The 13,468-nt window shown below is 69.9% G+C and carries 11 protein-coding genes and 1 pseudogene; 6 read left to right on the top strand and 6 right to left on the bottom strand.

What is annotated here, in order from left to right; all coding sequences use genetic code 11:
* The first annotated feature begins 155 nt into the window (after nucleotides 1-155).
* From KO481_RS36300 to KO481_RS36290, 3 genes are read left to right on the top strand one after another with little or no spacing between them, the layout of a single operon-like run.
* Nucleotides 156-887, top strand: coding sequence for an ABC transporter ATP-binding protein (locus KO481_RS36300; protein ID WP_215923043.1), 732 nt, complete (start codon nucleotides 156-158; stop codon nucleotides 885-887).
* The gene (locus KO481_RS36295) at nucleotides 884-1,657 is read left to right on the top strand and encodes an ABC transporter permease (RefSeq protein WP_215923042.1); all 774 of its coding nucleotides are present in this window, start codon (nucleotides 884-886) and stop codon (nucleotides 1,655-1,657) included. Before KO481_RS36300 ends, KO481_RS36295 begins: the two co-directional genes overlap by 4 nt.
* The gene (locus tag KO481_RS36290) at nucleotides 1,654-2,322 is read left to right on the top strand and encodes a TetR/AcrR family transcriptional regulator (protein ID WP_215923041.1); all 669 of its coding nucleotides are present in this window, start codon (nucleotides 1,654-1,656) and stop codon (nucleotides 2,320-2,322) included. The genes KO481_RS36295 and KO481_RS36290 overlap by 4 nt, the downstream gene beginning before the upstream one ends.
* A gap of 153 nt (nucleotides 2,323-2,475) precedes the next feature.
* Here KO481_RS36290 and KO481_RS36285 read toward each other — a convergent pair whose 3' ends face one another.
* The 3 genes from KO481_RS36285 to KO481_RS36275 all read right to left on the bottom strand — a co-directional run bounded on the left by KO481_RS36285 (nucleotide 2,476) and on the right by KO481_RS36275 (nucleotide 6,013).
* Nucleotides 2,476-2,697, bottom strand: coding sequence for a Trm112 family protein (locus tag KO481_RS36285; protein WP_215923040.1), 222 nt, complete (start codon nucleotides 2,695-2,697; stop codon nucleotides 2,476-2,478).
* A 10-nt stretch (nucleotides 2,698-2,707) separates the two neighbouring features.
* Entirely contained in the window at nucleotides 2,708-3,268 is a 561-nt protein-coding gene (locus tag KO481_RS36280; RefSeq protein ID WP_308166917.1) for a GtrA family protein, read from the bottom strand.
* 411 nt (nucleotides 3,269-3,679) lie between these two features.
* Complete coding sequence (locus KO481_RS36275) at nucleotides 3,680-6,013, bottom strand: putative glycosyltransferase family protein (RefSeq protein ID WP_372452173.1); 2,334 nt, start codon at nucleotides 6,011-6,013, stop codon at nucleotides 3,680-3,682.
* A gap of 228 nt (nucleotides 6,014-6,241) precedes the next feature.
* Here KO481_RS36275 and KO481_RS36270 point away from each other — a divergent pair.
* Both KO481_RS36270 and rffA read left to right on the top strand, forming a co-directional pair.
* A pseudogene (locus KO481_RS36270) lies at nucleotides 6,242-7,258 on the top strand (glycosyltransferase); the annotation flags it as partial.
* A 250-nt stretch (nucleotides 7,259-7,508) separates the two neighbouring features.
* Nucleotides 7,509-8,645, top strand: coding sequence for a dTDP-4-amino-4,6-dideoxygalactose transaminase (gene rffA / locus KO481_RS36265; protein WP_215923039.1), 1,137 nt, complete (start codon nucleotides 7,509-7,511; stop codon nucleotides 8,643-8,645).
* Nucleotides 8,646-8,691: 46 nt separating this feature from the next.
* On the opposite strand, the gene KO481_RS36260 is transcribed toward rffA, so the two are convergent.
* The gene (locus KO481_RS36260; RefSeq protein WP_215923038.1) at nucleotides 8,692-8,955 is read right to left on the bottom strand and encodes a hypothetical protein; all 264 of its coding nucleotides are present in this window, start codon (nucleotides 8,953-8,955) and stop codon (nucleotides 8,692-8,694) included.
* A 13-nt stretch (nucleotides 8,956-8,968) separates the two neighbouring features.
* Here KO481_RS36260 and KO481_RS36255 point away from each other — a divergent pair, with 13 nt between their 5' ends.
* The gene (locus tag KO481_RS36255; protein WP_215923037.1) at nucleotides 8,969-9,337 is read left to right on the top strand and encodes a hypothetical protein; all 369 of its coding nucleotides are present in this window, start codon (nucleotides 8,969-8,971) and stop codon (nucleotides 9,335-9,337) included.
* Between the two features lie 92 nt (nucleotides 9,338-9,429).
* Here the strand turns inward: KO481_RS36255 and KO481_RS36250 are convergent, their stop codons facing one another.
* Together KO481_RS36250 and KO481_RS36245 are read right to left on the bottom strand one after the other, a co-directional pair.
* Nucleotides 9,430-12,387 carry an AMP-binding protein gene (locus KO481_RS36250; RefSeq protein WP_215923036.1) on the bottom strand — a complete coding sequence of 986 codons (2,958 nt, stop codon included), beginning with the start codon at nucleotides 12,385-12,387 and terminating at the stop codon, nucleotides 9,430-9,432.
* A gap of 189 nt (nucleotides 12,388-12,576) precedes the next feature.
* Nucleotides 12,577-13,365, bottom strand: coding sequence for a bestrophin-like domain (locus KO481_RS36245; protein ID WP_215923035.1), 789 nt, complete (start codon nucleotides 13,363-13,365; stop codon nucleotides 12,577-12,579).
* Nucleotides 13,366-13,468: the final 103 nt, after the last annotated feature.

Raw genomic sequence — 13,468 nt, 5'->3', positions numbered from 1 at the left:
CTCTACCCTGAATTCCACCCCTCCCCCCTATCGCGACGCCCCCCCCTCCCCGGGGGGCCCGACGCGATCGTGTGCCGGGGGTTGCATTCGGCCCGCACTGGGCGCAGAATTCAACATGCAATGAATTCAACGCCCGGTGAATAAGAGGGTGGCCCATGACGGCATCGGATCCAACTCCCGCGATCGAGGTCGAGCACCTGCGGGTGCGTCGCGGCGGACGTGAAGTGCTGCACGATATTTCGCTGAGCGTGCCGCGAGGGTGCATTACCGGCGTGCTCGGCCCGTCGGGCTGCGGCAAGACGACGCTGATGCGCAGCGTCGTCGGCACGCAACTGATCGAGGCGGGCAGCGTGCGAGTGCTCGGCGAGGACGCCGGGACGCCGGGCCTGCGGGCCAGGGTCGGATACGTGACGCAGGCGCCGAGCATCTACGACGATCTCACCGTCACCGACAACGTCGGCTATTTCGCCGCGCTGTACGGGCGCTCGGGGCGCGATGCCGCCGAGGCCATCGAGGCGGTCGGGCTCGCCGAACACGCCCGCCAGCGCGGCAATCAGCTCTCCGGCGGCCAGCGCACCCGGGCCTCGCTGGCCTGCGCGCTGGTCGCCGATCCCGAACTGCTGGTGCTGGACGAGCCGACCGTCGGGCTGGATCCGGTGCTGCGGGTGGACCTGTGGCGGCAGTTCCGCGACCTGGCCGCGCAGGGCCGCACCCTGCTGGTGTCCAGCCACGTCATGGACGAGGCCGAGCACTGCGACCGGCTGCTGCTGATGCGCGACGGGCGTCTGCTGGCCCAGCTCAGCCCCGCCGAACTGCGCGCCGAGACCGGCGAAACCAGCCTGGAGAATGCATTTCTCGCCCTGATCAAGATGGGAGAGCCGTCATGACAACGACTTTCGCGCCCCCGCTGCGCTGCTACACCGCCACGACCGTGCGCATCCTGCGCCAGCTGCGCGCCGATCGGCGCACCGTCGCCATGCTGGTGCTGGTCCCCACCCTGCTGCTGACGCTGGTCTACTTCGTATATCACGACGAACCGTCGTTCCCGGGCATGCCCTCGCTGTTCGACCGGATCGGCGTCAGCCTGCTGGGCATTCTGCCGTTCATCGTGATGTTCCTGATCACCGCGATCGCGATGCAGCGCGAAAGAACCTCCGGCACACTGGAACGCCTCATGACCACGCCGCTGTCGAAACTGGACCTGCTGGCCGGATACGGCTCGGCGTTTTCGGTGGCCGCGACGGCACAGGCCGGGCTGGCCTGCCTGGTCTCGTTCTGGCTGCTGGGCATGAAGTCGGCGGGCAGCGTCTGGCTGGTGCTGCTGATCGCGGTGCTCGATGCGGTGCTGGGCGTAGCGCTCGGGCTGCTGGCAAGCGCGTTCGCGCGCACCGAATTCCAGGCCGTGCAGTTCATGCCGGTGATCGTCGGTCCGCAGTTCTTCCTGTGCGGGCTGCTGGTGCCGCGCGCACAGCTGCCGCGCTGGCTCGAGGTCATCAGCGATGTATTGCCGCTGAGCTACGCGGTCGACGCGCTGCAGCAGGTGTCGCGGTATACCGGGGCGACCGGGCTGATGTGGCGCGATCTGTGCGTCGTGGCCGGATTCACTGCCGTCGCACTGGCTTTGGGCGCGGCAACGCTTCGCAGGCGCACGGCGTGAGGGCATCCGGCGAGGACGGACCGGGCGATCCACCGGACGAGCTCGATGGCGCGGGCGCATCCGGGCGCAGCGGCCGGCGGCCCGGGAATCCGGACACGCGCGAGGCCATCCTCGCCGCCGCGCGGGAACGGTTCGCGGAGGTGGGATTCGACAAGGCGTCCATCCGTTCCATCGCGGCTGCCGCGGGGGTCGATCCGGCGCTCGTACACCACTATTTCGGCACCAAACAGGAATTGCTCGCCGCAGTGGTGAATCTGCCGGTCGATACGGATGTCATCCGGGCGCTCATCGCGGCCGCGCCCATCGACGGACTCGGGGAGGCGATCGTCCGCACCGTGGTCGGGGTGTGGGACTCGCCCGCCGGCGCCTCGGCGATCGCCGCATTCCGCACCATCATCGGCGGCGGCGACCCCACACTGATCGGGAGCTTCGTGCTCGAGGTGATCCTGAAAGACGTTCGCGCTCGGGTGGATTCGCCCCCCGGTTCGGGGCACACGCGGGTGGTCCTGGCGGTGGCGCAGATGGCCGGGGTAATGATGGCCCGCAAGATCGTCGGCATCGAGCCGATCGCGTCGATGCCCGCCGAACAGGTTGCGCTGCTGGTCGGTCCGTCGCTACAGCGCTATCTCACAGGCGATCTGGACCTGCCGCCTGCGGACGCCTGACCGCCCGGCGCTGCCCGCCCGTGCTCGGTCCAGTCGAATCCGGGCACACTGCTCCGACTTCGGTCACCGGCCCCCAGCCCGTGTCGGTGCCCGGCGCGCCCACATGCTGTCGTCAGCGACAGCACAGCTCGAGAGTGTTCGGTCCCGTCTCGCTCAGCCCTGTGCGGTGAACGCCTCGTGCTCGGCATCGCTCACCTCGCGCGCCTCATCGATCAGCAGCACCGGGATACCGTTGTCGACGGGGTAGGCGCGGCGCAGGCGCGAGTTGTAGAGCACGCTGGCGCCGTCCTCGGTGCGGACCAGCGACAGCGGGCCCTTGTCCTGGGGGCAGGCCAGCAGGCTCAGCAGGGTGGGGTCCAAGATTTCCTCCGGCATGGCCGATAACCTACCGGTCCGCCGCGGGCAGGCCGGACACGGTGTCCGCGGCCACGGGAGTGCGGCGGAACGAGAAGTGCCGGTGCCCGAAATACGAGCCCACCGCGACCAGGCCCATCACGACCAGCGTCGCGGGCGTCTCCGGCAGGCGCAGCACGCCGACGGTCAGCTGCACTCCCGCCATGTTCAGCGCCAGCCCGCCGGAATTCACCAGGACGAACCGGACGAAATCGCGCACCACGTGCCCCCGCACGCGGAACACCAGGCGGCGATGCGCGACGAACGCGAAGACGATGCACACCGCGTACGCCAGCGCCACGGCCACCGCCGGGGGCCAGGAACGCCCCAGCAGCGTCTCGAACACGACCGTCATCACCATGCCCAGCAGCGTGTTTGCCACGCCGACCGCCGCGAACGCCACCTCCTGCCGCCGGACCAGTCGCAGCAGCGCGCCCGGCCACGGCGATGCCGCTGTCCGGTCCGCGAGGGACATGTCCGGAACCGGCACCTCGGGCCCGCGCAGCGCCGCCCGGTCGGCCGCGACAGCCGCAGACTCCTCCGCCGTACTCACGACTTCAACCCGCCGATTCCTGTCTCCGCCGTACGCGACACGCGTTGCAACACCGACTTCCTCCCGCTCACGACTCCACCTCACTCCACCTCGCTGGCGCTCGGCTCCGTCGTGCGCGAGGCGCGCTGCGCTGATGGTTCACTCCGCTGCGCTCCGCTCACGACTCCACCTCGCTGGCGCTCGGCTCCATCGTGCGCGAGGCGCGCTGCGCTGATGGTTCACTCCGCTGCGCTCCGCTCACGACTCCACCTCGCTGGCGCTCGGCTCCATCGTGCGCGAGGCGCGCTGCGCTGATGGTTCACTCCGCTGCGCTCCGCTCACGACTCCATCGTCGAAACCGTACGCCGCGACCGCGGTTCGGTCACGACGCGACCCGTCGCCGCCACGCTCCACCGCCATCGATTCCGGCGCTCACGAGGTCGCGGTCGCCAGCTCGGGTTCGGGCTCCCGCGATTCCACCGGCTCGACCGGTCCGCGCGGCCGCCGCGAGCGAACATATGCCCACTCCATCACCGTGAGCCCCAGCAGACCCAGGGCGGCCGCCCCCGCGCCGGTCGTCCAGCCCGGCGGCCGCCACGTCACCGCCAGCACGGCATTCCGGGTGCCCAATGGAATATCCACGGCGACAAAGGATTTCGCTATCCTATCGAATGGGATAGCGCGGCCGTCGAGCGTTACGCGATAGCCCGGCCAGGCGAGCCGGGCGAAGACCACCCGTCCCCCGCCCGGCGCGGATACCCGCACGACGCTGCCGGTGTCACTCTCGGAAATCGTTGTGGCACTGGCGCCCCGGACATCGGCGATACGTCCGTTCACCCCCGAGACCGGGCCGCCGACGCGTTCCAGCACCCAGACGTACCGTTCGTGGCCGGGATAGTCGACCCACCGCCAGCCCCGAGGTGCGGGAAGCGTGCCCGCGGCGGGAAACATGGCCCGCTGCAGGACGACCCGATCCACCTTCATCAGATCGGCGAGGGTGCGCCCGGTCGTGGGTTCGGGGGCGAACACGCGCTGGTACGCGTCCGGGCACACGCTGGAATCCCATCCCATGCAGAGCATCTCGGCGAACCAGCGGTGGCCGTTGGGCGTATAGCCGTTCACGTAGTCCAGATCCAGATCCTTGGCGTAGTTGCCGAACACCAGCGAACCGTAGGCGCCGCTCACGCTGCGATCTCCGGGCCGCAGCAGTCCGCGATCGCCGAGCTGGAGGGTGACACCGCGGAAGTCGGGGAAGGCCGCGCGCGCCGCGGACCGGCTGACCGGCAGCTGCCAATTCACCGGGGTCGGCTGCACGCCGCGCACCTGCGCGTACGCGATCGGGAACATCGCCGCGATCGTCAGCGCGGCCGCGGCGGCGGTGCCCCGGGTGGCACCGAGCCACACCGCCAGCGCGCCCACCCCGGCCACCACCGCCGCGGACAGCACATGCCAGAGCACGTCGTGCGGATCGGCGGAAAACGTACGGACCCAGAGCAATCCGATCAGCACCAACGCCGTGACGACACGCCCCCTGTCACATGGTGGCGCGTGCGAGGGCCCGACGTGGTTACGCAAGCCGCCTTCTCCGGGCGCGCCGGGGCGCTTCGCGACCGTCCCGAAGCGGCCCAGCAGCACGCACACCAGCACCAGCAGACCCAACGCCAGCATCGGCAGCACCCGGGCGGGCCAGCGCAGCGGGCCGACGGTGCCGGGCCCGGCGGTCCACATCAGGAAGATGATCGCGAACAGCGCCACCCCGCTCAGCTCCCGCCACGCCGCGCGCGCCCGGCCCCAGTCGACGAACGCCAGCGCCGGAATCAGGAACCAGGCGATATAGGTCATCGGCAGCGGCTGCACATAGCCCCACCACGAATCCAGTGCCGGAAAGGCCGAGGGCAGGCTGGCGTTCAGCGACTCGGACCACGGCACCGTGAAGAACCGGTCGTTGTTGATCTGCGAATTGCCCCGCCAGCTCACCGTCGCGGACAGCATGCTCGGCAGGTAGGTGATCAGGCCGGCCAGCCCCGCGCACAGTGACACCGCAACCAGCCGCGCGACCGGCTGCCAGCGGCGCTGGTACACCAGCTCGCCCACGCCGACGGCGACCAGCATGAGCGCCGATTCCACTGCGGGAAAGACGTATTCGACCGAAATCGCCAGATACAGGAAGACGAACACCGGAATCGGTCCGCCGCGCCCGCGCGCGTACCGGACCGCCGAGGCCCACGCGTGCACCATCCAGGCGGTGCCGGTCAGCGAGGTCACCCAGCTGGCCTCGTCGAAGAACAGGAACCAGCCCGTCAGCGGGAAGGCGATGCCCGCGACCGCCGCCCACTCCACCCGGCCGCGATAGGCCAGGCAGACCCGGTACACCCCGGTCGCGGCGATGATCGAGAACACCAGCTTCACGACCGTGGCCAGCACCGCGAGATTGTCGACCGAGGGCGCGATCAGATCGATCAGCAGCTGCGGCGGGTTGAACAGCCCCGCCTCCTCCATGGTGTAGTTCCCGGACATCCACTGGTCCGGCATCAGCAGCGGCAGGTGCCCCTCGCGCAGATGCCGGCCCAGCATCACCCACAGCGGCGTGTATTGGGATTCTGTGTCGTCGCTGTAGAAGTGCCGCGCATTCGCCAGCAGGACGGCGGCGTATCCGGCGAGCACGCCGAGCACGGTGATCCCCGCCCAGCGGCGTACCGACCGGCGCCGCGCGCGTTCGGCGGTAACGTCCGGTCCGGGGCCGGGGGTCCGCACCCGTGCAGCCACGGCAGACCCGCTCGGTATAGGTGTCGACACTGCACTGTGCACCACGATTGAGAAACCCTACAGGCCGGTTCCGCGCGCGCCCGCCAACCGTCGGTGGATGCCGGACTTGCGAGGGTTCAACGGAAGCCCGGTAATAGCTGTGAGCTCTGTTAGAGTTCACTGCAATTCAGGCTCAGCACAGACATGAGATCTTCCGGCGCGTTCCGTTATCGAAAGTCGTAGCTGCCGATGTCGATTCCTTCAGTACGCGCGCCGCAGCGCGTGCCGTCGCACACCGCACGCCCCGGCGGGGTCCATGCGGTGTCGGTCGTCGTGCCCGTCTACCGGGGTGAGCAGACCATCGCCGGGCTCGTCGCCGAGCTACACGCGCTGGCCCGGCCCACCCGCACACCCGGCGGGGCGGTGTTCGCCGTCACCGAGATCGTGCTGGTGCACGACAACGGGCCCGATCGGTCCGATGTCGTGCTCGGGCAACTCGATCGGGACTACGAGCAGGTGCGGACGGTGTGGCTGAGCCGCAATTTCGGCCAGGATGCCGCGACCATCGCCGGAATGGCCGCCGCGGGCGGCGAATGGATCGTCACCATGGACGAGGACGGGCAGCACGACCCCGGCTGCATCGGGGTCTTCCTCGATACCGCCCTGTCCGAACGGGCCGACCTGGTGTACTCCAAACCCACCAACACCCGCCCGCACGGGCCACTGCGCAACCTCACCTCACGGGGGGCGAAGATCGCGCTGGCCACGGTGTTCGCGTTCCCGGATTCGACCCGTTTCGAAAGCTACCGGCTGATCCGCGGCGATATCGGCCGCCAGCTGGCACGGGTCGCGTCGGCCGGGGTGTACCTGGACGTGGCGCTGACGTGGGTGGTCGGCAACGTAGCGCAGGCGCCGGTGACACTGCGCGCGGAGGGACGCGTGGAATCCGGATACAACTATCGCCGGCTGTTCTCGCTGTTCTGGAAGATGGTGCTGTGCAGCGGAACTCGCGGCCTGCGGCTGGTGAGCCTGCTGGGGGCGGGCCTGGCCGGCGCGGGCGTGGTGTACGCGGGGATCATCGTGGGCCAGGCGGTGTTCGGGCACGGGGAGAATCCGGCGGGCTGGGCATCCACCATCGTTGTGCTGCTGCTGGTTTCGGGCGCGACGCTGCTGTCCCTGGGGCTGATCGCCGAATACCTCGGTGTGGCACTGCATGTACTGGTGGGCAAACCGCTGTATCTGACCGTGGATTCGCCGACGCCGCGGCCGGACGCCCACGCCACGCGGCTCCCCGGCACCTTCCGCCCTGCCGAGCTCGCGCGGCCGGTCGGCGTTGCGCATGCGACGAGCACCTGGTCCGCCTGTGCCGCAACACCGTTCCTTCGATCCGAGCCCAACACCGGCGCGGGGCCTGTCGGTGCCGTGTCGGTCGCCTCGGCCGAGCCACCGGCCGCCAATGCCGATCCGGCACTGCGAGCGCTGTTCCGGTCCGCGCCGAGCGGCGGGAGGCGCCCGGGTGCCCACTGACCGGATCATCTTCAGCAAGCCCCATCGCGCCCAGCGGGAACTGGCCAACCTCGCGGCAGTGCTTAACTCCGACCACAGCCACGGCGACGGTCCGTTCACCGCGGCGGCGACCGCGAAACTGCGGCAGCTCACCGGCGCACCGCACGCCATGCTGACCACCTCGTGCACCCACGCGCTCGAAATGGCCGGGCTGCTACTGGAACTCGGGCCCGACGACGAGGTCATCGTCCCGAGTTTCGCCTTCACCTCGACTGCCACGGCGGTGGCGTTGCGCGGGGCGACCTGCGTCTTCGCCGATATCGACGAGCGTGGCAACCTGGATCCCGACGCGGTGCAGGGGGCCCTCACCCGCCGGACCCGGGCGCTGGTGGTGATCCACTACGGCGGAGTCGCCGCCGATATGGATCGGCTGCTCGCGCTGGCCGAGGCGCACGGCCTGGCGATCATCGAGGACAACGCGCACGGCCTGGGCGGGCGCTGGCGTGGCAGGCCGCTGGGTACCCTCGGCACCCTCGGGACGCTGAGCTTCCACGACACCAAGAACGTGCACTGCGGCGAGGGCGGTGCACTGCTGCTGCGCGACGATATCCTGGCCGCGCGCGCGGAGATCATCCGGGAGAAGGGCACCGACCGGGCCCGATTCCTCCGCGGCGCGATCGACAAGTACTCCTGGCAGGACATCGGCTCGAGCTATCTACCCAGTGAACTCAACGCCGCGGTACTGGATGCCCAGCTCGCCGAGTTCGACGTGATCCAGGCTGGCCGCCTGCGGGTGTGGAACGCCTACGCCAGCGCCCTGTCCGGCTGGGCCGCGCGCAACGACGTGCGCCCGATGCGGGTCCCCGCCGACCGCGAGCACACCGCCCACCTCTACTATCTCCGCCTACCGACCGAGCAGCGTCGCGACGGCCTCATCGATCACCTACGCGCACAGGGCATTACGGCGCCGTTTCACTATGTTCCTCTCGACTCCAGCCCGGCGGGACTGAAACTCGGCCGCACACCCCATCCCTGCACACGCAGCGCCGACTTCGCCGGCACGATGCTGCGACTGCCCCTGTGGCCCGGCCTGACAGACACCCAGGTCGCCCGGGTTGTCGACGCCGTCACGGCCTTTCGCGTCTGAGCGCTCGTCCGGCCGCCGGAACGGTAGCGGCGTGTCGCCGTCGCCGCTACCGGCACCCGCGCAGTGCCGAGGCGACGTCGGCCGGAACGCCGTACCTCGAGGTGCAATCGATCGCGGTGCCGACAGCCAGATAGCGCCAGTAGCCCTCCGCCGTCGCCTGGAACAGGTACCCGGCCGGCTGCGGCGCAGCAGCGGTACGCACGGACCACGCCATTGCCCAGAACTGCTTGCACTGCGGTTCTCCGAGCACGATCGGCGCGGACGAGGCATGGCTGGCATTCGCGACCTGCTGCAGCTCCTGGCCGGTCACCCGCGTGCAGGGCGTGGCGGCCGGGACCGGTGCCGGGCTGGGTGGCGGCGCAGTGTGCGTGGTCGTGGCCTGCGTCGAGATCGGCGCGCTGGACGTCGACTCGGGCGTGCCGGATGCACTGGCAGTCGTCGCCACCGTCGATGTGGACGACGTGGAGGGCGAGGCGCTCGGTGCGGCGGACCCGGTGGGACCGCTCTCGCAGGCACTGAGGCACATGACGGCCCCGATCACCGCGACCGCCGAAACAAGTACTCTCACTGAAGGATTCCTCCCGATCCCGCGACGACAAGTCGCATCGTGGGAATCGCTCGGCCCGGCGTCGGCCGTTACACTACACATCCCGGGTACGCCGTCGGCCGCGCACGCCGAGACCGCAGCATGACCCTCGAATGGCGCGGTGAACACCGCCCGGGACCGCTCCGTGTACGCCGGGTGACGGAAAGTCGCCCGCCCGACACGCAAGGCGCACCCGGATCAGGCGAGGAGCGCCTCCAATGCGGCGGGGGTCAACGGTTCGTAGGCTTCCGTTTTCCCGTTGTAGTACCAGGTGTTCTCGCCCGGCTCGAGGCGGAATCCGGCCTGCACCGCGCGGGTCGAGGGGCGGTAGGTGGAGCTGCGGGGAATATCTCCGACGACGTAAACCACGTCGGGGCGAAGCGCCGGATCCAGCAGGCGCAGCCCCTCGGTGACATCTTTCGGCTCCAGCCGGCACCCCTCCCGCACGCTCACCCCGGCCACCGCGAGGGTGCGGCGGGCGCCCGCCGCACCGACGGTGTGCCCGAACGCCACCTCCATGTCGACCGCGGTGATGTCGTTGAGCGCATCCACGATCGGCTGGCTGTACACCGGGCCGCGCGCGGTCCGGATGACGGTGTCGCGGCGGTCCATCAGCCAGTAGTCGCCGTCGCTGTCGCGGCGGAAGAGGTTCTCCGTCGGCATCCACGCATCCCCCGGCGCGAACACCCCGCGCAGGCCGCCCGAGGAGATGTCCACTGCCTCCGACGCCTTGCCGATCAGCAGGCCCACCTCGTTGTCCGCGGTGCGGCGCGCGTAACCCTGTGCGTCGGTGAGGATTTCACCGGTCGCGGAGTCGTAGCCGATCAGCTCGACCCGTGCCGTGCCCGGCACCGGCCGGCCCTTGCAGCCGAGTTTGGTTCCGGCCACGTTGGCCAGCACCACATCGCCCTCGATGGAGGCGTAGAACTCCAGCACCCCTGCGGGCGCGAATCGTTCGACCGTGCGCCGCCACAGCCCGGCGGGCATGCCCGACCCGATGAACAGCCGGATCGGATGCGGATGCCCGTTGGGGAAGGTGTCGGCGTCGAGGATGTCGCGCAGCATCGTCCAGGTGTAGGTGACCACGGTGACGCCGTAGCGGTGCACCTCCTCGGCGAATCGGGGCGGATCCAGCGAACGGGCCAGCGCGATCCGGCTGCCGCCCGCGACCGCGCCGCCCAGGCTCACCAGCAGCCCGGACGAATGATGCAGCGGCGCAAGGCAGTACACGGTATCGCGGCGGTCCAGATCGGCGGCGGTGGCGGTGCCGAACGCGGACAGCGCCCAGCGGTGGTTGGTGATGTACTTCAGATCCAGACGGGGTCCGGTGCCGGTCACCAGCACGAACGCCAGCTCACGCGCCAGCCCCGGATCCGGCCGGTACCAGCCGGGCAGGGGCACCGCGGCCGGATCGATCTGCTCGAGGTCGGTGACGTCCGCGCCCGGCGGCACGGACAGCCCGCGCGCGTCGCCGCCGCCCAGCACCAGCACCCGGCCGCCGACGGCCGCGGCATCGCGCAGGTTCTCCGGATCGGCGAGGATTGTGCTCGCGCCCGTGAGCTCCACCGCGCGCGCCAGCTCGCTACCGGGCGCCAGCAGCACCGCCACCGCGCCGAGGCGCGAGAGCGCCGCCACCGCGGCCAGCGCGCTCGGACGGGTCTCCATCAGCACGCCCACCCGGCTCGCCGGGCGCACCCCGGCGGCGATCAGGCCGCGTACCACGTTGTTGATGCGGGTGTCCACCGCGGCATTGGTGTGCACCCGGTCGTCGAACAGGAACAATTCCCGCAGCGGCGCCTCACGCACCTGTTCGGATAGCAAGCGCCCCAACGAGATCCGGGTGTGCGGCTGAATCGTGCCCAGGCGGGTCAGCCGCGGCAGCGCGCGTGCGGCCTCGCCGGTCAGCTCCACCGAACCGCGCAGCGTGCTGCTCGCCATGCTGCCCAGCGCACTGCCCAGATCCGTGCCGGCCTCGGCGAGCGTGCCCGCGGCGTGCACGACGCGGTTCGCGATCGAGCGCTGCCGGTTGGCCGGGACGTGCTCGGTCATCGGCGCGATCTCCTCCGGCAGCGGCGCCTGCCCGCCGAGCCAGCGCACCCACTCGCGCACCAGCGGCCACGTCCGATTCGTGGCCGTGCTGCCGGCAACGAGCCCGAAATGACCCGCCATCAGCGTCGCCTCGTACACCTGCGCGTTCGTCGCGGCCCGCAGGACGCCGCGGACGGCCGCGGGCTGCCCGATGTCGTCGACCTCGCCGACGAAGGCCAGGATCGGGCATTCCAGCTCGGCCAGCGAGACGGGACGATCGCGAATCACGAACCCGCCCAGCATCAAGCGGTTATGTGCGACGAACTGCTTGAGCAGATCCGCCGCGGCCGGGCCGGAATACCCCACCCAGCCGTCGTGTTCGAGGAACCGGCGCTGACGTTCCTTGGGCAGCAACGCTTCCCGGTCGTGTAGCTGGCGCAGGAAATCGATCCGGGCCTTGGCGGTCTTGACCGGATCGAGCATCTGGAAGCCCACGCGCACCATGGAATCGGTAATCGGCAGCCGGTTCAGCACGTGGTCGGCCAGGAAGTCGGCGACGTCGGACACCAGCCCGTGCGGCAGCCCGAAGGGCAGCCCGGCCACGATGTCCACCGGGCTGCCGAAGGTCACGATGCTTTCCACGCCCTTGCCGTAGCGATAGGCGGCGGCCTGATAGGCGAACATGCCGCCCTGCGAATAGCCCATCAGGTGCACACCGCGACCGGTCAGCTCCGTGACCGTATCGATGGCGCTGTCCAGGGCCAGCACGTGGTCGGCCAGGTCGCGCTTCCAGCCGCCCTCCTCGGTCGCCGGTGAACCGAAATCCAGTACCCAGCAATCGATTCCGGCGCGATTGAGGATGCCCACGGCGCCGCCCTCGGCGTTCACGTCGTAGATGTCGGCGCTCACCATCAGCGGGGGCACCAGCAGGGCGACCGGGCGGTCCGAGCCGGTCGCGTCCGGGAAGTAGTGGCGCAGCCGGTACATCCGCTTGCGCTCGGTGACCTCGTAGGGCGAGGACTCCACCTGATGGGACAGCCCGCCGAACCGGATCACCTCGAGCCCGTTCTGCGCGGTGGCCACCAGCCGCTGCACCGACCCCACGATCGACTTCGTCGACAAATTCACGGCAGCTCCCAGCCTTGACCCTCCGCGTGGCGCGCCCACGCGGACCCCTGCATCTATGCCGTCGAGCTTGCCATATCAACCGGGGTACGCGCGGCAGCGTCCGGGAAGTCAGGGGGATAAACCGACCGCGGGGTCGGGGATGGCGTCGGGGATGGCGGGCCGGCGGCCGCTCGGTGCCCGTGACCTCGCTCAGTGGCCCATGACGTTGTGATACATCGTCTCGACCGGTTCCGGACTGACGCTGAGATCGCCCCGGAAGGGATAGTCCAGGGCCGCTATCAGGAAGATCATCGTGCCGAGGAAGAAGGCGAACAGCCCGCCCAGCAGCAGATGCGCCCCGCGGGTGGACAGGCTGAACAGGCACAGCAGCACCAGGTTCACCGCGGCGCCGAGCACGATCACTCCCCACAGCACGTTCGGCAGGCCGCCGGAGGAGGCGTTGATGCGCCGGCGGCGCTCGTCGTCGAACTTGGCGAACTGCTCGATGGCCGCGGCGTGCACGATCTCCTGGGCCTTGGTCTGGGGCTGGAAGGCCAGCAGGTGGTCCTGGAAGCGGGTGACGACGGCGGTGCCGCCGGGCGGATCCTCCCCGTTCTGCAGCCCGGGGAAGGCGACGTTCAGCAGATTATCGGTGTAGTCGACCAGATCCTTCTGCAACACGCCCCGTTCGGGGTCCGGGTAGGCCGACACCTCGCGGTAGAGGGTGCCGACGGCGGCGGCCTCGTTCGACACCAGATCCTGTGCTGCGTCGAAGGCTTGATAGGTGGCGGCGGCGACCAGGCCGAGCAGCAGGCCGTAGAAGACGCCGCCGACGGTGAGCACCATGGTGACCTGTTCGTTGCGGCCGGGTTCGGGCCCGAACACCTTCTGCACGAAGGGTCTCAGCAGCGCGATGCCGGCGCAGGTGATGACGACCAGGGTTCCGGTGATGATCAGGAAACCCAGCCAATCGCGTAATTCGTAGAGCCAGGTGAACATGGGAACTCCCAGGGGCGACACGGAGGGGACAGACCGGTGGGGAGAACGAACGGCGAGTGCCGGAATCCACCTTAGCGAGGGTGCCGGGCGCGCCGAGAACAGT

It is taken from the genome of Nocardia albiluteola (genome assembly GCF_018860155.1).
Classification (GTDB): Bacteria; Actinomycetota; Actinomycetes; order Mycobacteriales; family Mycobacteriaceae; genus Nocardia; species Nocardia albiluteola.
Note: the sequence above shows the minus strand (reverse complement) of the source record. Positions and strands in the feature narration are given on the sequence as shown.